The sequence below is a fragment of the Thermoanaerobacter kivui genome (assembly GCF_000763575.1).
GTDB classification, from domain to species: Bacteria; Bacillota; Thermoanaerobacteria; order Thermoanaerobacterales; family Thermoanaerobacteraceae; genus Thermoanaerobacter; species Thermoanaerobacter kivui.
This window is the reverse complement of sequence record NZ_CP009170.1, coordinates 1394268-1418489: the sequence shown is the minus strand read 5'-3', so window position 1 is coordinate 1418489 and position 24222 is coordinate 1394268. Positions and strand designations below refer to the sequence as shown.

Genomic DNA, 24222 nt, shown 5'->3' with positions numbered 1-24222 from the left:
TAAAACCCCTCCCAACAACTTCGGATTTTTTGAGAGGGTTCGTTTGCTGGAAACATTAACTTTTCAATAATGGCAGGGGAGACAGGAATCGAACCCGCAGCCCACGGTTTTGGAGACCGTTGCTCTACCAATTGAGCTACTCCCCTGCGCGCTTTTTATTATAACATACGAAACAAATCCTCGTCAATAATTTATATCCTTTTTTGTTGAATTATTCATAGAAAATTTTTTGAGATTTAGTATAATTATTAAAGAGATAGAGAAATATTGTTGTATAGTTTAATATTAGTCTCTAGAAAGTTCAGAGGTGATATTAATGCTTAAAAAGATATCTTTAATACTATTAGTTTTTGTAGTCTTTTCTATATTCATTCCTATTTCAGCACAAGGGGCAAATATAACAATTACAATTAATGGACAAAGTGTAGTTTTTGAACAAAAGCCTGTTATAAAAAACGACACAACTTTAGTCCCTATGCGGGCATTTTTTGAAGCATTAGGTACTAAGGTAAACTGGGAAGAGAAAACTAAAACGGTTACAGCCTTTCGCGGCGAAACGACTGTACAACTTATAATTGGCCACAAAATTGCAAAAGTTAATGGAAAAAGTTATGAATTAGTAGTGGCGCCGCAAATTATAAATGGCTATACCTATGTGCCTTTAAGATTTGTTTGTAAAGCCCTTGGAGATGAAGTAATATACGATAATGGGCACATAATAATCAATTCTTCCAACCAAAGAACGAGGGTAAGTTCAATAACTGCACCAAAAAACACAGTTAGCGAAACTAATACTTTTTCATCTTCTAATATAACCAGTGAAAAAGATTTGTATCTTTTAATTAAAAATGCTCTTGAAAACAATGAAGATGAGATAACTTTTACCCTTAGCAATTCTTTCTGCAATTCTGCAGGAAGTAGCTGTACAATTAATGATATCTTAAACAGTATATCGGATATTGTAGATCTGGTATTGGCACATCATCCTGAAATTGGCTATGCTAATAAGTGGACTATTTCTGCAAATGGTTTTAACAACGTCATAAGTAAAGTAAGTATAAAATTTGAATATATATATCCTAAAGATAAATTGGGAAAAATGAAAGATGAAATAAATATTAAAGCTAAAGAAATTATTGACCAAATAATAAAACCGGATATGTCTGATATAGATAAAGTCAAAGCAATCCACGACTATATTGTAAAAAATACTAAATATGATTATGAAAATTTGATAAATAACACTATACCACCAGAATCTTATACTGCTTATGGAGTTTTGATAAAAGGAGTAGGGGTGTGCCAAGGATATACTGCTGCTTTTAATTTACTTGCTCAACTAGCTAGGATTGATAGCCTTGGAGTAGCTGGTACAGGTTTTAATTATAGTGGGTCTATGCCCCATGCTTGGAATATGATAAGAATTGACGGCAAAATCAGTTACGTAGATGTTACATGGGATGATCCTGTTCCAGATCAAGGGGATAATGTAAGATATGATTATTTCAATGTAACAGAGGAGCAGTTAGCAAAAGACCATAGCTGGGATAAAGAAAAATTTTTGGAAAAATATTTTGATTATAAATGAGAGGGGTTAAGCGATTGCTTAAACCCTTATTAATATTAATTATTTCAATTTTTTATACTCATCACTGTGCCAATGAAAATAGGTAAATTTGTCTTATTGTCAATAATTGCATATACAAACGGTCTATCTAATTTTTGTACTTTTTTAATAACATCTGTTATATCCAATGTGTTGTCACCTCTTCTTTCGGAGCCACCTCTACTATATAAGTCGGGAAAATTGATAAAAAGTTCCCTTTTAAATTATTATCGAAATTTTACATAAAATTAACAAGATTTTAACATTGTTTATGTATAATTATATCAAGAGGTGGTAAAATTGGAAGAAGAACTAAAGAAGATAGTTAGTGAGAAAAAATTTAATATATTTTTCCAACCAATAATTTCTCTATCAGACGGAAAAGTGATTGGGTATGAGGCTTTAACAAGAGGTCCTGAAGGAAGTTATTTCTATAATCCCGAAGTTCTATTTGAAGAGGCAAAAAAAGCTAATCTTTTATGGGATTTAGAAATGGTTACAAGGATTAAAGCTATTGAAACTTTTAATAGCTTTAAAAGTGACAGACTTTTATTTTTAAACGTAGATCCAGAGATAATAAAAGATGAGCATTTTATAAGAGGCACAACAAAAGAAGTATTGCAATTTTATGGGATAAACCCTTCTAACTTGATTTTTGAAATTACAGAAAAGACTGCAATTGAAGATTATAAGGCTTTTAAAAATGTCATAGACCACTACAAAAGTCAAGGTTATAAAATAGCTATAGATGATGTTGGAGCAGGATATTCTGGGCTTTCTGCAATTGCTCAAATAAAGCCCTATTATGTAAAAATTGATATGTCTTTGATAAAGATAATTTTAAGAAGGCTATAGTAAAAGCTTTGATAGAATTTGCTAATAATACTAATATAAAACTAATAGCTGAAGGCATTGAAACAATTGACGAATTATATACAGTAATTGAAATTGGAGTTCCCTTAGGTCAAGGTTTTTTACTGGCTAAACCTTGTAAAACTCTTGCTTATCCAGATGAAGAAATTAAAAAATTGATAGTTGACAGGAATTTATATGTTGAAAGGTTAAAATTTGCATCAGTATATACGATTAAAATTGGGGAAATAGCAAGGATGGACCAATCCATTTCTCCTTTTGTATTAGGGTCTGAAGTAGAGAAGATTTTTGCTGATAATCCAAATATTCAAGGTATAACTGTAGTTAATGATAAAAAGGCAGTGGGGCTTGTGATGAGAAAAGAGTTTTTTTCTCATATTGGCACTCAGTATGGATGGGCTGTTTATATGAAAAGACCTATTTATAAATTGATGGACCCAAATCCCCTTATATTCGATTATGATGTCCCCATAAGTGAAGTTGTTAAAGCTGTTACAACAAGAGAAGAAGAGAAATTATATGATTATATAATTATTGAAAAAGATGGAGTTTATTATGGAATTGTTCCTGTAATTACTCTTCTTGAAAAGTCTATGCAACTAGAATTAAACATCGCTAAATATTCAAATCCTTTAACAGGACTTCCAGGTAATTTTGTGATTGAAGAAAAGATAAGAGAAGTCATATCAAAAAATGAGCCTTTTTCACTGTTATATTTGGATTTAAACAATTTTAAAGCTTATAATGATGTGTATGGATTTGAAAAGGGAGATAAGGTTTTAAAATATGTGGCGAACATTTTAGAAAGGCACTTATATTTTTATAAAGATAGCTTTTTAGGGCACATAGGTGGAGACGATTTTGTTGCTATTGTAAAAAGTTATGATGTAGAGAAACTTTGTAAAAATATAATAGAAGAGTTTGATTATAATATTGTAAGGTTTTATAATGAATTAGATGTAAAGAGGGGATACATACATGCAACTGATAGATTAGGGAATGAAGATGACTTTCCTATTATGGGAATATCTATTGCTGTTGTAAATAATTCTAACAAGAAATTTTCGGATATTGATGAGATTACAGGGCTTGTTTCTAAGGTAAAAATGGAATGTAAAAAATATGGCAAAAGTCATTATATAATAGAAAATTTTCAAGAAAAAAGAGCTAACACAATTTCATAAAATCATCAAAAAAGTTTCTTCCCTTTTTGAGGGATTATTTTTTGTTTTTAGAAGGAATTTTATAATTTTTGAAGAATATAAACATTAGAAAGTAATTATCATTTGATAAATATTTTATTAAAAATTTAAATTCGTTTTAAGGAGATGAACAAATATGAAAGAGTGTAAAAAACTTATAACAGAAAGAAGAGCTATCACCTTTTTGATTCCACAAAAGAAATATCCGATGACATTATAAAAGAAGTTCTTGAGATTTCATCTACTGCTCCTTCAGCTTATAACCTTCAGCCTTGGAAAGTGATTGTAGTAAAAAGCAAAGAAAAGAAAAAAGTTCTCAAAGAAATAGCTTTTAATCAGCAAAAAGTAGAAGATGCCTCTGCTGTAATTGTAATAATAGCAAATCCTAAGGCGGCATTAGAAAATATAGACAGAGTTTTAGACAGCTCTAGTGAACTTGGATACATGAAGAAAGAGAGAAAAGAGGCATCAAAAAAAAGAATTTTATCAGTTTGGCAGGATGAAGAACAGGCTAAAAGAAAGGCCATAAGAGACTCAGCTCTTTTTGCGATGAACATAATGATTGCTGCAAAAGTGTATGGTCTTGAAACTCATCCGATGGACGGCTTTGATGAGGAAAAACTAAAAGAATTTTTAAATATTGATGAGGATATGTATGTACCTATGATAATAGCAATTGGATACAAAGACCCTGAAAAAGAGCTTCTTCCAAGGGCTTATAGATTTAAATTTGATGAATTTGGAGAGATAATCTAATGAGTAATTACGTAATAATTTTAGTGGCTTCTATTTTAGCAGGAGCTACTAATGCAATAGCAGGAGGGGGTACTTTAATAACCTTTCCTGCTCTTGTATGGGTTGGAATAAATCCTCTATCTGCCAATATAACAAATACTGTTGCTCTTTGGACTGGTTATGTCACAGGTGCATGGGCATTTAAAGAAAGACTGTATCAGACGAAAGAGCTTTTAAGGTTTCTGACATTGCCTTCTTTACTTGGGGGGTATCTTAGGAGCTTATCTTCTTATGATAACTCCTCACAAAGTCTTTGATTTTATTGTGCCTTTTTTAGTTTTGTTCGCTACTATGGTTTTAGCATTAAATGACAGAATACATAAATTTAATTTAAATGGAGATAGAGGTGAAATAAAAAGCTCTTTAGTAATAGTTTTTATACTTCAATTTCTTACTTCTCTTTATGGTGGATATTTTGCAGCAGGAATTGGCATTTTAATGCTTGCCACTTTAGGCATAGCAGGTATTACTGATATACACACAGCAAATGGTATAAAAAACCTTCTTTCACTTTTTATAAATGTCACTTCCGGTTTAATTTTACTCTTTAGTGGAAAAGTAGTATGGCCTTTTGCTTTTATTCTGATGATAGGATTTGCTTTAGGAGGATATTGGGGAGCAAAAGTATCACAAAGGTTTGACAATAAGAAAGTAAAGAATTTTGTAGTTTTATGGGGAATTGCATTGGCAATAGCGTTTTGGGTTAGAGGAGTGTAGGAAAGTAGATAGTTATTGAACTGAAGGGAGATAACTTTGTAGTGTATTATTTTGCCAATTTTTTGACTTAACAACTAACATTTTAGTGATAAAATATAAAGTGTGGACAATCAATCACTTGTTGAAAGGAGAAAAATGTGTTAAAAGGGTTTAAAGAATTCATTATGCGTGGAAATGTTGAACGGGTAGCTAAGTGTGTTTGTGAGGGTTATCGGTTTAAAGAATTCATTATTGCGTGGAAATGTTTTGGATTTAGCAGTAGCTGTAATAATAGGTGCAGCTTTTAACAAAGTAGTAAATTCATTAGTTGTGGATGTTTTAACTCCACTGATTGGAGCAATATTTGGAGCTCCTGATTTTTCTGCCCTTAAATTAGGACCAATAGCCATAGGTAATTTCCTTAATGCTGTTGTTAACTTTATTATCGTATCTGCAGCCATATATTTTTTCATAGTAGCTCCTATGAATGCTATTAGACTGCGAAAAGCAAAAGAAAAAGAACAAACACCACCTGAACCATCAGAGGAAGTAAAACTTTTAAGAGAAATATTAGAGGTATTAAAGGAAAAGTAAGGTAAGAATATTGATTAATATAAATTTGTCGTCGACCTAAGATAATGCAAAAAATGTTGAGGATCGACGACAAATTATTTTTTCAATTTTATAAAATAGTTGATTTTGTCAAACAATATGGTATAATAAAGTTAAAATACTTGACAGATAAGATGAAAAAAGAAAAATTTGTTCTTTATTATATTTGATTATAATGGGTTTTTAGCCTACCTATAAGGAATTGAAACTGATATACCAGCAACAGCCATGGCAATTTGTCTTACGTTTTTAGCCTACCTATAAGGAATTGAAACTAATTTTTCGCCTGTTTTATAAAAACTGAACCTTTAGTTTTTAGCCTACCTATAAGGAATTGAAACCAAGCAGGTAGACCTGCTACTTTCGCAGGATATCAGGTTTTTAGCCTACCTATAAGGAATTGAAACCCTGAGAGGCCGAAAAAGCAGTGGTAGCACCTAACTGCGTTTTTAGCCTACCTATAAGGAATTGAAACCACAATATGATAGAATGCTGGATAGGCAAATCAGGGCGTTTTTAGCCTACCTATAAGGAATTGAAACGAATAGAACGGTTAGGATTACTGTACTCCTTCCACCGTTTTTAGCCTACCTATAAGGAATTGAAACCTATTCTGATCCTAGTATTCCTAGCTTTAGAAACGTGTTTTTAGCCTACCTATAAGGAATTGAAACCTTTCATAGAAGAATGAACCTCCCATGAATAAAAGAAGTTTTTAGCCTACCTATAAGGAATTGAAACAATACAATATTCATCTCAAAAACCGCTGCTTCTATCAAGTTTTTAGCCTACCTATAAGGAATTGAAACCCACAGCGCCAAAGTGAATCTGTGGCAACTTATCTACGTTTTTAGCCTACCTATAAGGAATTGAAACGGGAGGAGATTTTATATTTTCCTATTTTACATTATAGTTTTTAGCCTACCTATAAGGAATTGAAACCCAGGCAAGTCAGGTGCATAGACAGGCGCAGAAATGTTTTTAGCCTACCTATAAGGAATTGAAACATGATATTATGTTTCATCTTTCACTTAATAAGCCTGGTTTTTAGCCTACCTATAAGGAATTGAAACGAAAGAGACTCAGAAATAGAAGGAGAACTTAAATAAGTTTTTAGCCTACCTATAAGGAATTGAAACCTGTAGAAGAGGCAAAAGAAATTATGGCCGACGGCTGTTTTTAGCCTACCTATAAGGAATTGAAACAGGAATTAGGAGCAGAGGGCTTTGTTATCCGGGCTAGTTTTTAGCCTACCTATAAGGAATTGAAACATATATCTGCTATACCCTTAGTAACTGTTCCATAACCAGTTTTTAGCCTACCTATAAGGAATTGAAACCTTTGTACGTTTTCTTTAGAACAGGTAGCGAACCAAGTTTTTAGCCTACCTATAAGGAATTGAAACTGGGGAAGAAGTGAAAATAAGGATAGCGATGGATACTGGTTTTTAGCCTACCTATAAGGAATTGAAACAATGATGAACCTATTATTGTTCTTGATGCAAAAGCTCGTTTTTAGCCTACCTATAAGGAATTGAAACGTATCTGGCTCGTCCTCCTTTCTGGATACAGGACGGTTTTTAGCCTACCTATAAGGAATTGAAACTCCAGAAACAAGATGCCTCTTCCTGCTTCTGTAAGCCTGTTTTTAGCCTACCTATAAGGAATTGAAACCCATTCTTTGGCAAAACGCTTTACGGGTCTTGCCAACCGTTTTTAGCCTACCTATAAGGAATTGAAACTTCCCAGGTTAGCCCAAGGGTATTCAAGTCGCCCCAGTTTTTAGCCTACCTATAAGGAATTGAAACGTGGAATTCCTTTAACGCCTATAAACTTAATAACAAGTTTTTAGCCTACCTATAAGGAATTGAAACTGAAGAATATTCCCTGCATATTCCAAATGTCCTTGGGTTTTTAGCCTACCTATAAGGAATTGAAACTTTTTATAAATGTAACCTTATAGGAGCTAAGCAGCCATAGTTTTTAGCCTACCTATAAGGAATTGAAACTGTAACGGAAGAAACTCTGCGTAACGCGGCGATAGAGTTTTTAGCCTACCTATAAGGAATTGAAACGCACCCAGTCTCCGTTTTCTTCCTGTAGCACCATGTAGTTTTTAGCCTACCTATAAGGAATTGAAACTCCATCTTTACCGTCACCGTACCCTTAGCATGGTCAGTTTTTAGCCTACCTATAAGGAATTGAAACAAATGCGGGCTAATCCTTTTATGAGCAGAGCATACGAGTTTTTAGCCTACCTATAAGGAATTGAAACGTCTGCAAATACTTCCGCTTCTGCTTCCTCTTCCTCGTTTTTAGCCTACCTATAAGGAATTGAAACGTACAAGAATTTTCAACAAAGCTTGGCGGGCTTTCTGTTTTTAGCCTACCTATAAGGAATTGAAACAATGGGAAGAGATAAAGTAAAAGCTGAGTAAAGGAAGTTTTTAGCCTACCTATAAGGAATTGAAACGCCATCCAAGCCGCCTCACCTACCACAGCGATTACGTTGGTTTTTAGCCTACCTATAAGGAATTGAAACAACCCCTGTACCCAGTGCCGGGCTCCCACGTGCGGTGTGTTTTTAGCCTACCTATAAGGAATTGAAACCAGCAATGCCCCAGCCGATGTTTCCCAGCTTAGCTTCGTTTTTAGCCTACCTATAAGGAATTGAAACAAGAACGATGGAGCGAAAATCTCAGGAGCAAAACAAGTTTTTAGCCTACCTATAAGGAATTGAAACTTTCTGAGAATGCATTTTGCTATCCTGCGCCATGAAGGGTTTTTAGCCTACCTATAAGGAATTGAAACCAAATAATCTGTTTGACTTATATAACCTTGAAATTGTTTTTAGCCTACCTATAAGGAATTGAAACCCACGTTCGCACCCTCCGGGCACCCCGCACCACGCTTGTTTTTAGCCTACCTATAAGGAATTGAAACCTCTGCAGCACGGCAAAAAGGTCCTGCGGTTTTATCCGTTTTTAGCCTACCTATAAGGAATTGAAACTAAAAACGCGGTACTTCATGACTGCTCTACCTCCTTGTTTTTAGCCTACCTATAAGGAATTGAAACTGTCATGACAGCTTGTGCAACGCATTGCAAGAAAAAGTTTTTAGCCTACCTATAAGGAATTGAAACTAGCGACATAGCATTAAGAAAGGCTGAAAAAGCGAGTTTTTAGCCTACCTATAAGGAATTGAAACGACTTTGACAATTTTCCCCATACTGGCGGACCTGCTAGTTTTTAGCCTACCTATAAGGAATTGAAACGCCTACCTCCGGATGTTCCTCCGGAGTGGGAGGACTGTTTTTAGCCTACCTATAAGGAATTGAAACGCTACCGGAAAGGTGTCCCTTGACAAACGAAGCACCGTTTTTAGCCTACCTATAAGGAATTGAAACGGAAATCTACCAAGAAGCGCCTGCGCGCTTCTTGGTGTTTTTAGCCTACCTATAAGGAATTGAAACCAGGGCGCCCATCAGAGTGGTTCTTTAATCATTGTGGTTTTTAGCCTACCTATAAGGAATTGAAACTACTACCCAAAGGGCATACATGGAAGTCATATACAGGTTTTTAGCCTACCTATAAGGAATTGAAACGGAGGGAGACGATGTAATAAACTCCCTCCTGGACGGGGTTTTTAGCCTACCTATAAGGAATTGAAACGGGTGATGAAAATGCGTGACTTGTCGTTTGAAGTGGTTTTTAGCCTACCTATAAGGAATTGAAACGTAGTGGCAGCTATTTAGAATGGGGCGGATATGCAGAAGTTTTTAGCCTACCTATAAGGAATTGAAACTGCCGGGTGGGGTATTTCTTACGCGCCCCACATGTGCGTTTTTAGCCTACCTATAAGGAATTGAAACTATGCCATCATAGGTGCAACACATGAAATGAAAGCAGTTTTTAGCCTACCTATAAGGAATTGAAACCGGTAGATACAAGCCGTAAACTGGTTGGCTCTGGTTGTTTTTAGCCTACCTATAAGGAATTGAAACTATCGCTTTTGTTGACTTTAAACAGCGGTGTTAAACCGTTTTTAGCCTACCTATAAGGAATTGAAACACAATTTGAACGATGCACTGCTTTTGAAAGATAAAGGTTTTTAGCCTACCTATAAGGAATTGAAACCGCACAACGGCTCTGGGCTGATGATTAGCTCTGCAGAGTTTTTAGCCTACCTATAAGGAATTGAAACTTGGGATGGTGAAGGCAATGGCTGAAGTCGGGAGCATGTTTTTAGCCTACCTATAAGGAATTGAAACACCAGGAGGATTGCCGTTTACATACCGTCAAAGCAGGGTTTTTAGCCTACCTATAAGGAATTGAAACTACACTCCTGCAGGCACTGGTTCTGGAGTGTCAAGAGTTTTTAGCCTACCTATAAGGAATTGAAACAACAAAGAATGTCTATTGCTGCTAAAATCGCAGCAGGGTTTTTAGCCTACCTATAAGGAATTGAAACCTCATGTCCATCTGTATCCTCCTTTTCTGCCAAATTGGTTTTTAGCCTACCTATAAGGAATTGAAACCTTTTAACACCTGACCTTGCTAAAAGCACGTCTATAGTTTTTAGCCTACCTATAAGGAATTGAAACCAAAAAAACTGAGATGGCTTAGCTTTAAATTCATTAGTTTTTAGCCTACCTATAAGGAATTGAAACAATATTCCGAGGTTAGAAATTGAAATAGAGGAGGTTGTTTTTAGCCTACCTGTAAGGAATTGAAACCATCTTACACAGTGGTATGCGTCTTTTGCAACATTTAGGTTTTTAGCCTACCTAATTAACAAAACAGTAATATAATGAAATGCAAGGATAAAGAAGATGTGAAGCGTAGAGAACAAAATAGAAAATTATTTGAAAGAAAGGAGTAAGAAAAAATGAGGATAGTAGTAGCTGCAGAGAGTAAAAATGTATCTATGCATTTTGGACATTGTGAGAGATTTGCTTTATTTGATATAGAAAACGGAGAAATTAAAAATGAATTGTTTATACCAAATCCAGGGCACAGACTTGGTTTTCTGCCCGGATTCTTAAAAGAACAAGGTGCAGAATGTGTAATTGCAGGAGGTATGGGTGCGAGTGCCGTAGGACTTTTCAATCAGAATGGTATAAACGTAATAACCGGTGCATCAGGTTTTATTAAAAATCTTGTAAAAAGGTACATTGAAGGGACTCTTATTTCCACGGGCAGTGTCTGTGAAAAACATGAACATAAAGGACATTACGAAAGCTGATTAGGGTATGACAATGGAAAAAGTTTGGTATCCGATCATTGATTACAGCAAATGTACAAGCTGTGGAGCATGCAAAAATATTTGCAACCGTGGGGTGTTTAAGCAAACATCAGGGAAACCTGTGGTTGAAAATCCTCAAAATTGTATTTATGGATGCAGAGATTGCCAGAAAAGCTGTAAAGTAGGTGCGATAATTTATATAAGCGAAGATTGGTAATAAAAAAAGCATATCTTTCATTGGGAGGTTAAAACAGTTGAAATTAATAGTAAAAAATGATATAATTCTAATTTGGTGATAATGAATGTTGTTAACTATAAAAAAGGTTAAAGAGCTATATGATATAAGCAGAATTACTTTAATAAACTGGGAAAAGGAAGGATTAATAACTCCAGTTAGGACACCAAAAGGGAGAAGAAGATACAAAAAAGAAGACATAGAGAAGTTATTAGGTATGCTGGGAGAAAAACCGAAACCTAAAGTAGTTTTATATGCAAGAGTATCCACAAAAAAGCAAGAAGAATATCTCAAAAATCAGATTAGAAGGCTTGAAGAGTATGCTAATTCTCAGGGTTGGCAGTATGAAGTTATATTCGAAATAGCAAGTGGGGTAAATGAAAACAGGAGAGGTTTATTAAAGCTTCTAAACAAAATCAAAAGAGGGGAAGTTGAAAAAGTTGTAATAGAATATCCTGATAGACTAGCGAGATTTGGCTTTGAATATCTCAAATTTTTCATGGAAAGCTTTGGAGTGGAACTTATAGTTTTAAACGGGAAAGAAAACGAAGAAGATACAAATAAAGAGCTAGCAGAAGACTTAATAGCAATAGTAACATCTTTCGCAGCAAGAATTTACGGGCAAAGGGGCAAAAAACATGATAGTGATACAGGCTAAACTTATTTTTCTAAATCAACAAGCCAAACAAATAGTATTAGACTTAATGAGAAGATGGTCATCCTGCATGAGATTTGCATATAACAGACTTTTAGAAGGAGAAAAAAGAGCAGATTTAAAAAGAAAGTTACCCCAGGTATTCAATTTAAACTCAAGATATGTAGATGATGCAATAATGAAAGCAAGGAGTACACTGGAATCTGCGAAAGAACTAGGTAAAAGTCCAAGAAAAGTCATTTTTGGCGGGAAAAAACTGTTTAGAAAACTTCAAAAACATCATTTAAATGGTAAAGCATATGAAAAATAAAAAATTAGGTGGCAGGAGAAAAGAAAAGGAAATCTCTATTCAAGAGGGGATAAAAGCAAAAAAGGAAATCTCAACACAAGAATAGAAATAAAAGAAAATGGCACTTTCTTAAGGATAAATGTAGGGGAAAGAAAATATGTATACGCCAGAATAGAAGCAGGCTATAAAAAGAATAAAAAAAGAAAAGAACTCCTGCAGGAAATCGCCCAATCAAACATACCATACTCTGTAGAATTAAAACTCAAAAATGGCAGCATATACGCCTACATTGCCATTGAAGAACAATATCCAGAAATAAAAATAACAAAAGAAAAAGGAGTCATAGGAATAGACATAAATGCATATCCGGACAACATATCATGGGCAGAGGTAGATGAAAAAGGAAATCTAATAAGCTATGGCAGTATACCAATGCCGGAACTTGCAAGCGGCAATTCAGATAAAAGAGAGTATTTCAGATGGCAGTATGCTCATGAGATAGTAAAGATAGCAAAAGAAAAAAGAAAAGCAATAGTAATTGAAAAATTAGACATAAAAAACAAAGGAGAAAAAGGAGACTTTTCAGGCAAAAAGTCAAGGAGAATAAGACATAACTTTAGCTACAAATCCCTTTTAAAAAAGATAAAAATTTTAGCAAAAAAGGAAGGGATAGAAGTAATAGAAGTCAATCCTTCTTACACCTCAATAATAGGCATGTTAAAAAAGGAAGCAGAATAGTTTTTAGCCTACCTAAGAGGGATTGAAACGCAAATAAACTCCATATTTTCACAATGTCTTCGTCGTTTTTAGCCTACCTATCCTGAAAATAGTGTCTCTCAAAAAGGCAACAAAAAACTAAACCCATACCGATGTAAAAATATGGGATAAATGAATGGTTAATAAAGTTAAATTAAAAGTTAAGACGCTGCAGATTCGACCGTGACCTTAAGACCTAAAGACTCTAGCTTTTTTAAAGATTGACGAATAATCATATTACGTTTTTTCTCTTCATAATAAGTAGGACCTAATTCAATATATGGTTGCTTTTGCTTGAGAATATGATAAACTATAATTAAAATGCTATGTGCCACTGCAACTGCTGCACGGTTTGCTCCTCTTCGAGCAGCGATGCGGTGGTACTGACTTGAAAGATAAGTATCTTTTGCCCTTGAGGCAGCTCTGGCAGCTTCAATAAGAGAGCTTCGCAATTTTTGGTTACCTTTTCGAGTTCTTGCAGACTTTTGTTTACCAGCACTTTCATTATGACCTGGACACAACCCTGCCCAAGAACACAAATGGGCAGCAGAGGGGAACTGTTCCATATTCGTGCCGATTTCGGCTATTATTTGTTCTGCAGTTCTTCTTCCGACTCCAGGGATTGTATCCAGCAGTGCCAGGTCTTTTTCAAAAGGGAGCATTCGATTTTTAATTTCTTCGTCTAATTTTGCTATTTCTTCATCAAGGTAATCAATATGTCTAAGCTGTATTTCCAGAAGCATCCTTTGGTGATGATTGATCAAGCCTTTTAAAGCGCGTTTTAGTTCATCCATTTTATTTTTTAGCTTGCCTTGAGAAAGCTCAGCCAGGGTTTCGGGATTTTCTTCACCATTTATAATAGCCTCAAGTATAGAACGACTGGATGCCCCGTTGATATCAGAGACTACCGAAGACAGTTTGATATTAGCTCCTTCTAAAACCTTTTGTATGCGATTAAGTTCTCTTGATTTTTCTTCAATGAGGCTTTTTCTATAGCGGACATGCTCGCGAAGTTCTCTTTGTTCACGATCTGGCACAAAGCTGCCTTGCAAAAGGCCATGTTGTAAGAGACTTGCTTATCCACTCAGCATCTTTTACATCGGTTTTTCTACCAGGGACATTTTTAATATGCTTAGCATTGACGAGTAGGATTTTAATGCTCTCAAGCTCAAGTAGATTGTAAATAGGTTTCCAATAAGAACCGGTACTTTCCATAGCAACAACAGAGCAACCTTTGCTTTTAATAAATTCTTTTAATGCAATAAGGTCATCGGTCATGGTTGAAAAAGTTCGGATTTCTTTACCTTCCGGTGTTATTATACAAGCTACGACGCTCTTTTTATGGACATCTAATCCGCAAACGTGAGAGTAAACTAAATCCATGAAAGAGCCAACTCCTTTTTTAAAATTTGAACGATAGCGACTGTAAAATTGAATAGCTGGTGCAACAACCATAAGGGGTTATTCTATCCTGCGTGCTTCCCGTGTAAAGGGAGCAACAATCTGTGGTGCACCTGGTCGTTGGAGTCTGTCTATGAGTCGGGCTCAAAGCACCAAGGTAAGAACGACCTTATGCATATGTATTCCATAATAATTCCATATCATTGAAAATTTCAGCCACATCCAAAAAATCCAGATATTGTGATAAGCACAAGGCCGGTGCGATGTTTCAATTCCTTATAGACCTCTATGCCGTAACTACGGCACCATCAGAGGATGAAAATACCATTTTTGATGTATAATTAGTATAGCGGCTGGTGAAGAGTTGATGCTTATATTGCTTTTAAAGAAAATAGGAATAATGCAAATGCACAAAGAATAAATGAGTTAATAAATCAATTTAATGAAAAAACCGCGAAAAAAATAATATTGTAGAGATACTTAAGAAAGCAAATATGCCTTATACAATTGATAATAATGGCACGATACATTATCAATACATTCCTTAAAATATCTAATTTTAACTTTAATACCATAATCATTTAAATTTGTTTAAAACAGATTGGGCTACTAATGTTATTGCCCATCTGTTTTTTGTTTTAGGAAATTATATATAATCAATATTTTAAAAAATTATACTAGCGTTGAATTTTTCCTTATTTTATTATGGCATTCGACGACATTTTTCTATAAAAAATACAGTTTTTTAGAAGGATTTTGAAAAGTTATGTAGAATATTGATATATGAGAAAATATTGGTTAGCATGTTTATGCTACAATATTTTTTTACATTATTGTTTTTAAATTATATTATTAAAAAGCATGTAAAGGAGTTTTTGATATGAGCAAGAAGGAAGTTACTGTTCATTTAGAGACGATAACTCCACTCTGGACCAGTGATGCATGGCAGAAAAACACAAAAAGTAGACCTTCTTCTTTAATGGGGAGTTTAAGGTTTTGGTTTGAAGTGATTTGTTATTTTAGTGGAATTGTTCCAAAAAATGATTTTGACATGGGGAAAGGACGATTTGAAAAAGAAGTAGAAGAAAAAGAGTTTAAAGCGAAGCTTATGGGAAAAGGTACAGATATTAAATCGCAAATTGAGACTTTAAAAGAAATGAAAATTCCAATACCTTCTATTATATTTGGTACAACTGGATGGAAAGGATTAATTGAGATAAAAGAGATAGAAACGTTGGACGATTATTGTTTTGGAAACAAATTAAATTTACCAGAAAGGATTTGTATTTCTAAGCAAAATGGAGAAATTAAAGAGAATAATAACTGTCCAAGAAGTAGCAATCAAGATTGGTCTGTTTTTTACTTATCACAACCATATTTCTATGGGAAGTTAAAAGTCAAATTTTTAGCTGAGGAAGAAATATTAAACAGTATATTTTATCCACTTTTAAATTTCATGGATAAGTACGGTTACTGGGGTGGTAAATGGAATATTGGTTATGGCAGGTTGAGGGTTATAACAGAAGAGCAAAATAATAATGACAGAAAGTGGTTTGATTTTAGTTTATTTAAGAATAAGAATGGTGAAAAATTTGACTCAGAGAAATATTTGATATCAGTTAGTAATTTTGATGATTTAATTCATGTTCAAAAGAATAATAAAAAAATAAAAATTTTAAATAAGATTCCAGTCAATCAAAATTCTAATAATCAAAATTCAGATGAAGCTTTAAGAAAAGTTATTAAAGAATTAATAAAACAAAAAGCACAAAAAAGAAGTACTGTAAACGATAAAAAAGAAAGACATTTTAAATTTGGGAAAACAGGTAATATCAAAGGCGAAGATTTACCTCAGGGGTCTAAAATTTTACCATACATAATAAAAGAAGGTGATAATTACTGTGGCGGATTTTTATCTATTGCTGATTTATTAGAACTATATGAAGGAGATGAACAAAATGCCAAAGTATGACGCTTTAATAGAAGTAAATATTGGTGAAGTGAAAAACTTGAGTCAGTATATATCATACTGCAAGCTTTATTTTAAACCAAAAAGTGAAGAAAAAATAGAAGATTATTTAATGCGAGACAACAACCCGACAAGCATTAATAGAGATAAAGTAGAAAGTTTAAAAAAGGACTTTCCATTTATTTTATCCAATGAAGATTATAAATCTGAACTTAAAAACAATAATTTAAATGGGAAGTTGTTTAAATATTTAAAAAGAAATCGTTCCAATCAAACAACTAAGGATTTTCCGTTAACTTGGTTAAAAGATGAAATCATGAAAGAAAATAAAGATTTTGTTTTTAAAGAGGACCAGCAATTGGAAGATGTAAATTCTATATCAGGGATTTTAGCTCAGAATATAGCTAATGATTATGTAAAAAAACTTCCGCCGTACTCATTTATAATTCAGGTAAGTTTCAAACTAAAACAGCCATACTTCTCAAAGGATGATGACGAATTTTATATAATTTCAAATCCAGTATTAAAGGAAAAAGTCTTTAAAGTGCCTATGATACGGGGAAGTAGTTGGAAAGGTTCTTTAGCTGCTGCCTTTAAAGATTTAATAAATGAAGAGGCTAACCTTAAAAAAAGGGGAAAAATTGTTGATAGTTACTTACGAATATTTGGTGCAGGCTCAGAAAGTATAAAAGTGGTAGAGGATTATCTGAAGGAAAATAGTAAAGATTTAGTAAAATTTAAAGAAAAGCTTTTAGAATTTATATTGTTTGAACTTGGGTTGAAAGTTGACAAAAATTTTATAGGTGAAATTAAAGACACAAATTCATACGAGAAACTTCAAGGTATTCTTCAGGAGAAAATTTCTGAGAAACTTCAAAAAGATAATAAAAACCTACCAATAGAATTTCAAACACATAAAGGAAGAGCCATATTTTATCCTACATATTTTGACAGACTTTCTTTAGAAGTAATAAATCCCCATGACAGAAGAAAAAGAGCAGGGACTCAGCCAATTTATTATGAAGTGGTTCCAGAGGGTACAGAAGGGATTTTGCAGATTATATATATTCCTTTTGATGGGATATTAAAAGAAAATAAAGAATTAAAAAAGGAAGCAGAAAAAGATTTAGAAAATCTTTTATCGGCAATTGAAAAAGTATCACAGAATGGAATAGGAGCAAAAACGAAGCTTGGCTGGGGAACATTTGAATTATGTGAAGATAAGTATTATTATACCAACAAAAATTTAAATATAAATGATGGGCTGAAAGAAAAAGGGTGGTTAAAATGGGAGAGTTGAATTTAGAAAATTTAAAGGAATATAAGGATGAGATTTTAAAGGCTGAGATAGGGGCATTATTGTTTAATTTAGGTAAAACACATGTTGGATTTTCATTTTGGAGTCCATATTTTCCAAATTCGGACTATAAATGGGCAAGTTACAAAGAATATGTTGATAAATATCTGGATCCCGAACTTGAAGGAGTTAATAAACAACTTAAAGATTTTATAAATGGTGTACAAGTGAAGTTAAGTTTTGAATCTTTAAAACTGAAAGAAATAATGCAGGGTAAAGAAAGTTCTTTAGAAGTTGTAAAAAAAGTTTTCATTCGGGGTTGCGAAAATATAAATTCTGGTATAGATAAAGGTTCTCCTAAAGAGCAAATAAAAAGTAAGTTATGGCTTTCTAATGCTTTTGGTTCTTTTAAGAAAAAAGTAGAATTGCATGATTTCGATGATCAAAGGATTTGCTTTTACAATAAGCTTAACAACTTCTTATCTCGTGACAATTATTACACAAATCCTGACTGGCAAAAAATAAGAGAATTTATCTTCACTGAGATTAAAAATTGGTATTCAAGGCTTTTAAGTGACTCACGTTTTCCAGTAAATGATGTTACTCTCTGGGATCAAGCCTATATGACTGCTACAATGTTTAAAGCAGTATTGGCTGAATTAACTATTCTTAAAGACAGCGATAAAAAGCTGAATGATTATAAAAATAATCCTAATAACATCAGATGGCGTATTCTTGGTATACAGTACGATAAACTTGGGCTTGCAGAAAAAGGTTATAAACCTGCCCAGATTCAATGGTATAGGGAAACTGCAAGGAAAATAGATGAGGAAATAAAAAAGCTTTTGGAATATGAGTATCCCATTGGAAATGAAGTATATCGTGATGAAACAGGAATATATTTTTTAGTTGGTGAGGATTTAGGAGTAGATTTACAAGGTAACATTCTTGCTGAATTACATAAGGATTTAGGTGAAATAAAAAATAAAATATTGGAAATTTTTAAAGAAAAATCTTTAGAAGAATTCTATCCTGCAATCTTTCTTACTAAAGCTTCAAGAGGTCTGATGAATTTAAGTTATCTTCTTGAAAAAGCAAGAGAAAATTTCTTAAAAGCAGACTGGAGTAAGAAAGAAACTGATATATACATAGAAAAATCAGAAAGTGAAAGAGCAATTGGTATATGTCAGGTTTGTGGTCAAAGATTGGTCTTCAAATCAGATAGAAGAGATGAAGACAAAAATATATGCAATATTTGTTATGAAAAGAAAACAAAAGGTAGAATTGATAAATGGCTGAGCAATCGAAACGATGAAACTATCTGGATGGATGAATTGAAAGACAAGAATGATAAAGTTGCACTTATAACAATGAAATTTGAGCTTCACGATTGGTTAAATGGCGATATGTTAAATAGTTTGATAGTTAGAAATGAAACTTTTAAAAGGAGCATTTTATGGGTAAAAAATTTTATTTTATTATTGTTGTCTAATTTGGATGTAAGTGAGTATTTTGATGTAAAAGAGATTGAAAGGAATATTGCAGAATTAAATGTATTGTTGAAAAGTCCTTTGACGCCTCCCGGAGAAAAAAGTAAATTGGGTAAGAAAAAAAGGACTTTCGAAACATTAAAAAGAAATATAGAAAAAATTAAAAAATTAATAGAAAACTTACGTAAGAGCAAGTGGTGTGAAGAACCTTTAAACAAACCTTTAAACAAAGACACTTTAGATTACCAAAATACGATTGAGGAACTTGCTGATATGATAAAAAATGAGTATCAGAAAATTAAAAGTGAATTTAAGGTAGCATTACTAGAAAATTTTTCTTTTTTCCCAAAATATTTGGCTGCAGAAGCTTATATAGGTTGTAAAATAAATAATGAATCTTTTGACGATTTCATAAAACAGATATTTTTCGGTTCAATAATGGGTACGCATTGGGAAGAATGGATAAAAAAGAGTAGTTTGAATTCAAAGATAGACTTTGATGGGAGAAAAATAAATTGGTCTCAATTAAATAAGGATGATATAGAATTTTTATCTACTCTTATCCTTCAATTTCTTCTTAGAAAAAATCCTTCTCCGGCGCGGCTGAGAAGAATATGGGAGAGTACTCAAGAGTTTTTTGAAGATATAAAGGAAAATATATGTGCTTATGCAGGTATTCCTGAGAATAGAAGAAAAAGATTTTATTGGGAAAATATTAAAGTTAAAAACTCAAATGAAAATATACCGGATGGAGAATATCAGGATGGAGATGTTCTCTTTTGGGCTGATAAGGGTAAAGTTTATTTAATATCTTATATAAAAGATTTAAAAGCAGGTAAGGAATTTAATCTCAAAGAATCTACAGGCAATGGAAATGTAATAGCATCTGTTAAGTATAAAGATAATACTGATTTTGAATACTATACTCCATACATCTCTATCATTGATCCCACACCAATTAGTTGGCAGTTTATTATACCTGCTGAGTATGTGCCAAATTTGATTGATAATGTTATGAAAAAATATAATGAAAGTTTTAAATTTGTTTATGGAAAACTGCCACTTCATATAGGAGTAGTGGTGCAGGATTATAAAAAGCCGTTATATATAGGCATAAAAGCTTTAAGAAAAATTAGGAGGGATGTTGAGGGAATAGAAAAACTATCAATAGAAGAAAAACCATCTAAAGTCAGAGAGATATTAAAATGCCAAAAGATTGAGGAATCGCTAAATAATACTCATAAATACTATTCTTTATATTGGGGTAATCATTCCAAGGGATATAAATTTTATATTAAGCCCGAAGATGGAAGTATACACTGGATATTAAACATTGACGAAATTGGTGAAGATGAAAAAATCAATATAATACCAAATACTTTTGATTTTGAGTTTTTAGATACAAATACAAGAAGAAATGATATTTATTATGACGGAGATAATAAATGGAAAAGAAAAATAAAAATTAAAAGCTCACGACCTTATGACTTAGATAATTGGGGAAAATTTAAAAAATTTAAAGATCTGTTTGGCAAAGAAAATAAAAATAGAGTTGCGAGGAGTACAAAACTTCAAAAATTAATCTCTGTAATCTATGATAATTGGGAAGCCATAGCCAGTGCTGAATCAAAAATAAATAGTGATGTTGAAGGGGTAAAAGCTTTTCTTGCTTCAAGCTTTATAAATATTCTTGACCTAAAAAAAGATATAGGGCTTGCAGATGGAATAAAAGATCTATTTGACATAGATAAATCTAAAGAAAATGATAAGCTCCATGCGGTACTAAAAGAAAAGATGACCTTAGATAATGTACAGCTTTTCTTGGATATGTTTGAATTTTGGCATACAGCTTTAAAGGAGGTATAAAAAATGGATAAAAGTAATGATTTTGTTAAGGAATTTAAAATTTATGGAATGGCAACAGATCCAATTTATATTGGGACAGGCGGATACACTACAGGAAGGGTTGACAATACCATTGTAAGAGACCCAATAACAAAACTTCCTAAAATTCCCGGTTCAAGTTTGGCAGGGACTTGGAGGTATTATGCGACGTTGGAACTTTTATCTAAGATAAAGGATAAACAGCCTAAATTTAGTGATATCAAAAATCTTAATGGGAATACTTTAAATGATAAAATAAAAGAGTGGATTAAACAAAATTCCAGTAATTGGCCCAATAATAGGTGGGAATATTTTAATGGCAATGTTGTAGCGAAAATTACCTGTGCAGGACAGGATAATACTCCGCAAGAAGAACTATCGAATTCACCGGATGCAACTAATAAAGAAGGTAAGACTGGACACTGCGGACATTGTATTGTTTGTAAAGGATTTGGATTTTCAAAGAAAGATTTAAGCTGGCAAGGTATGATTTTTTTTAGTGATTTAAATATTTTGTTTTTCCCTGTTTTTACACGCTTTGGTACCAAGTGGATAACAACAAAAGAGATGTTAAAAAATGCAAATTTATACGGTGAAGAGCCAGAAAATGAGCAAGATGAGAACAAAGATTTGGTTTGTATAATTTTAGAAAAAATAGAGGATGGAAAAGTAGATGGGCATATAAATCTTGGATGGATTTATTTACCTTATAAAGTAGGAAATCTTTCAATCAACCTAAAAGAAATAAAGATTGGTAATTTTGAGCTTACTGAAGATAAAATTGTTATTGTCCCTGAAAGCTTATTCTCTCAAATTGTTAACTCTAATCTCGAAGTGAGAACATCTGTTTCAATAGATCCAATAACGGGAGCTGCAAAAGAAGGTGCGCTTTTTACTTCTGAGGCAATACCAAGAGGGACAATATTTTATGGAGATTTAAGAATCTTTGATAGATCAGTTTTTGATGGGTTATCGGACAAAGTCGGGGATCTGCCTAATTATAGCATGCTAAAAAATGCTTTATGTGATTCCAAACACTTCTTTGAAACATTAGGTATTGGCGGTATGACGACAAGAGGGTTTGGGAGAATTGTATTAGAGATTAATGATAAAAATACAAATAATTGTGATAAAGATACTCAAGGTAAATCAGAAGAAAGCAATAATAACCCTAATGGGGGTGGACAAAAATGAATGAAAATAATCTTGAGTATACATTAAATAAATTGGGTTTCGATATAGCAAACAGTTCTCAAAAGGATAAAGAAATTTTAAGGTTCATAGATAAAGCGTTAGGAGTTTTATCTAATGACGGTGTGTATGCTTATTATGTTTTTTGTTTAAGCAAAAATGATGGGAAATACAGCAACATATTTATTAATAAGCCAATAAAAACTTTAAAACCTTTTTTCCAATCTGAATATAGTGATAAAGCTGAAGAGTTTTTTCAGGAATTGTCTAAAGATATTTACGAATTGTTATTTTTCAAAGAATCATTAGAAAAAGCTCTAATCTATGCCCGATACCATGCAAAGGCTATGGGGGAATAAAAAAATGAAATGGTATAAACTAATTTTTAAGCAAAACCAGCCAATACATATAGGCTCTGTTAAGTGGGGAGTAATTAATGAAACTGAAATTTTTATTCCTGGCTGGACAATGTGGGGCGCTTTAACTAATCAATTTTTAAGGACAATTGGGTTTAGTGAAATTGAAAGAGCTAAAAAATTATTTGAACATATTACAAACTTTTATCCTGCTGTAGAGTGTGAAAAAGTTAGATGTTCAAATACTGACCCTTTATTTCCTAAATATGAAAAAGGCGATTTTTACCTTGGAGATTATCCTGAGGAAAAATTTAAATTTGAATTTGTTGATACTATTGTATCAACAGCTATAGAACCACTATTAAGAAGTACAAAAGATGAAAGCTTACATGAATTTGAGTTTATACTGCCAAAATCAAAACAGGATATAAGCAGTTCGAAACAACTTTATTGGATAGGATTAATTGGGTTCGAGGATGATGTAATTGAAAAAGCTAAAGACTTTTTAAAAATTTCTCTTAAGATATATATTGGTGGAGATTCTAAATATGGTTTTGGTGAATTAGAATTATTTTCCCTTGATGAACTAAAAAGCGAGGGAGGAAACACACCTGAAGAAGTTAAAAAATGGGATTTAGATGAGGATGGTCATTTGTTTTTAGATGACAATGATAATAGTTTAATTTTAAAGCACTTTTTTGAGTTTTCACATGAAGTGAGATTTGAAGGAGAGGTTAAGTTACTTGCAGAATTTGATTTTACCCAAAATAATCCCAAAGTCGAAAATGCAGGTTATTTTGTGAATATAGGTAGTCAAATAATTATAGATGATAAAAATATATTAAAAAATCATCAACTTTTTAAGGGAAAATTAATAAAAAATAGATGAAAAACAATATGAAGCTAGTTAACTGGATGTTTTTTATCATTGACTAAACTTCTTTTGCAAATGGAATTTTTGGATTAGTGAAAATATAAATATACAATCTTTGGAGGTAGGGAGGTAAAAAGCAAAATGAGCGAAGTTATTTATTATGGTGCATATGGTTCAAATTTACTTAGAGAAAGATTTCTAGTCTATATAAAAGGCGGAGTATATGAAGGCAAAAAGTATGAAGGATGCAGGGACAAAACAGAACCGGTAGATATGGGATGGATGTATGTTCCTTACCGGCTGTATTTTGCAAAAAGTTCTTCAAGATGGGAAAATAAAGGGGTAGCCTTCTTATCTTGTGAGAAAGAGAAAAACCCCGAATTTTATTCTGTTATTAGATTATGGAAAATAACTGTAGAGCAATTTTATGATATTCAGGAACAAGAAGGCGAAAGCTGGTATGACCATATTTTGGAACTTGGTGAAAAAGATGGAGTTAAAATCAAAACAATAACTGGACGTTGGACCAATGAAATACAAAGTCCATCAGAAAAATATCTAAAAGTTATTGAGAAAGGATTAAAAGAAACAACCAATTGGGATGATGAAAAGATCAGGGTATATTTAAGGAAATTTCTACAAAAAGGGATATTTTAAAAAATAGAAAAGTATGTTAAAATTTTGAATATGTAAATTCGGTACAGATTTTTCATTTTCGCTCCGCTCAAAACAAAAATCAGGTTAAATAATGGTAACACAAGCCAAACAAATAAAAAAGCAAGATTTTATAGGGGTTAG

General features: G+C 32.9%; 14 protein-coding genes, 1 tRNA gene, 4 pseudogenes and 1 CRISPR repeat array. Of the genes and pseudogenes, 17 read left to right on the top strand and 2 right to left on the bottom strand.

The genetic code is table 11. From position 1 onward, the window contains the following. Window positions 1-70: 70 nt before the first annotated feature. A tRNA-Trp gene (locus TKV_RS07190) sits at window positions 71-146 on the bottom strand. A gap of 170 nt (window positions 147-316) precedes the next feature. Between TKV_RS07190 and TKV_RS07185 the strand changes: the two genes are divergently transcribed. The 10 genes and pseudogenes from TKV_RS07185 to TKV_RS07145 form a co-directional block, all read left to right on the top strand. Further along, window positions 317-1588, top strand: a complete 1272-nt coding sequence (locus tag TKV_RS07185; protein ID WP_049685371.1) for a stalk domain-containing protein — start codon at window positions 317-319, stop codon at window positions 1586-1588. 309 nt (window positions 1589-1897) lie between these two features. After that, window positions 1898-2535 (top strand): annotated as a pseudogene (locus tag TKV_RS07180) (EAL domain-containing protein); the annotation flags it as partial. Window positions 2536-2715: 180 nt separating this feature from the next. Continuing rightward, the gene (locus tag TKV_RS13960) at window positions 2716-3663 is read left to right on the top strand and encodes a GGDEF domain-containing protein (RefSeq protein ID WP_322785819.1); all 948 of its coding nucleotides are present in this window, start codon (window positions 2716-2718) and stop codon (window positions 3661-3663) included. Between the two features lie 219 nt (window positions 3664-3882). Then, entirely contained in the window at window positions 3883-4437 is a 555-nt protein-coding gene (locus TKV_RS07170; RefSeq protein WP_148307256.1) for a nitroreductase family protein, read from the top strand. Further along, window positions 4437-5193, top strand: a pseudogene (locus tag TKV_RS13955) (sulfite exporter TauE/SafE family protein). Before TKV_RS07170 ends, TKV_RS13955 begins: the two are co-directional and overlap by 1 nt. A gap of 210 nt (window positions 5194-5403) precedes the next feature. Then, window positions 5404-5766: a large conductance mechanosensitive channel protein MscL gene (gene mscL / locus TKV_RS07160; RefSeq protein WP_148307281.1), complete on the top strand. Its 363-nt coding sequence runs from the start codon at window positions 5404-5406 to the stop codon at window positions 5764-5766. A 197-nt stretch (window positions 5767-5963) separates the two neighbouring features. Next, window positions 5964-10518: a CRISPR direct-repeat array (repeat unit 30 nt; unit sequence GTTTTTAGCCTACCTATAAGGAATTGAAAC). A gap of 152 nt (window positions 10519-10670) precedes the next feature. Next, window positions 10671-11027 carry a NifB/NifX family molybdenum-iron cluster-binding protein gene (locus tag TKV_RS07155; protein ID WP_049685368.1) on the top strand — a complete coding sequence of 119 codons (357 nt, stop codon included), beginning with the start codon at window positions 10671-10673 and terminating at the stop codon, window positions 11025-11027. A 7-nt stretch (window positions 11028-11034) separates the two neighbouring features. Beyond that, window positions 11035-11244 (top strand): 4Fe-4S binding protein, encoded by a 210-nt coding sequence (locus tag TKV_RS14155; protein WP_407701975.1) that lies wholly within the window; start codon window positions 11035-11037, stop codon window positions 11242-11244. 85 nt (window positions 11245-11329) lie between these two features. After that, window positions 11330-11920 (top strand): IS607 family transposase, encoded by a 591-nt coding sequence (locus TKV_RS07150; RefSeq protein WP_049685367.1) that lies wholly within the window; start codon window positions 11330-11332, stop codon window positions 11918-11920. After that, window positions 11901-12929, top strand: a pseudogene (locus TKV_RS07145) (IS200/IS605 family accessory protein TnpB-related protein); the annotation flags it as partial. The gene TKV_RS07150 and the pseudogene TKV_RS07145, both read left to right, overlap by 20 nt. 194 nt (window positions 12930-13123) lie before the next feature. Here TKV_RS07145 and TKV_RS07140 read toward each other — a convergent pair. Next, window positions 13124-14345, bottom strand: a pseudogene (locus tag TKV_RS07140) (IS110 family RNA-guided transposase). Window positions 14346-15243: 898 nt separating this feature from the next. Here TKV_RS07140 and TKV_RS07135 point away from each other — a divergent pair. From TKV_RS07135 to TKV_RS07105, 7 genes are all read left to right on the top strand, one after another. Next, a complete protein-coding gene (locus TKV_RS07135) occupies window positions 15244-16335 on the top strand; it encodes an RAMP superfamily CRISPR-associated protein (protein WP_049685366.1) in 1092 nt (363 codons plus the stop codon). Next, complete coding sequence (locus tag TKV_RS07130) at window positions 16322-17632, top strand: RAMP superfamily CRISPR-associated protein (RefSeq protein ID WP_049685365.1); 1311 nt, start codon at window positions 16322-16324, stop codon at window positions 17630-17632. The genes TKV_RS07135 and TKV_RS07130 overlap by 14 nt, the downstream gene beginning before the upstream one ends. Further along, window positions 17620-20985: a CRISPR-associated protein Csx11 gene (locus TKV_RS07125; protein WP_049685364.1), complete on the top strand. Its 3366-nt coding sequence runs from the start codon at window positions 17620-17622 to the stop codon at window positions 20983-20985. The genes TKV_RS07130 and TKV_RS07125 overlap by 13 nt, the downstream gene beginning before the upstream one ends. 3 nt (window positions 20986-20988) lie before the next feature. After that, window positions 20989-22197, top strand: a complete 1209-nt coding sequence (locus TKV_RS07120; protein ID WP_049685363.1) for an RAMP superfamily CRISPR-associated protein — start codon at window positions 20989-20991, stop codon at window positions 22195-22197. Next, window positions 22194-22553, top strand: a complete 360-nt coding sequence (locus TKV_RS07115) for a hypothetical protein (RefSeq protein ID WP_049685362.1) — start codon at window positions 22194-22196, stop codon at window positions 22551-22553. Before TKV_RS07120 ends, TKV_RS07115 begins: the two co-directional genes overlap by 4 nt. A gap of 4 nt (window positions 22554-22557) precedes the next feature. Next, complete coding sequence (locus TKV_RS07110; RefSeq protein WP_049685361.1) at window positions 22558-23439, top strand: RAMP superfamily CRISPR-associated protein; 882 nt, start codon at window positions 22558-22560, stop codon at window positions 23437-23439. A 126-nt stretch (window positions 23440-23565) separates the two neighbouring features. After that, window positions 23566-24081 (top strand): hypothetical protein, encoded by a 516-nt coding sequence (locus TKV_RS07105; protein WP_049685360.1) that lies wholly within the window; start codon window positions 23566-23568, stop codon window positions 24079-24081. Window positions 24082-24222 lie beyond the last annotated feature (141 nt).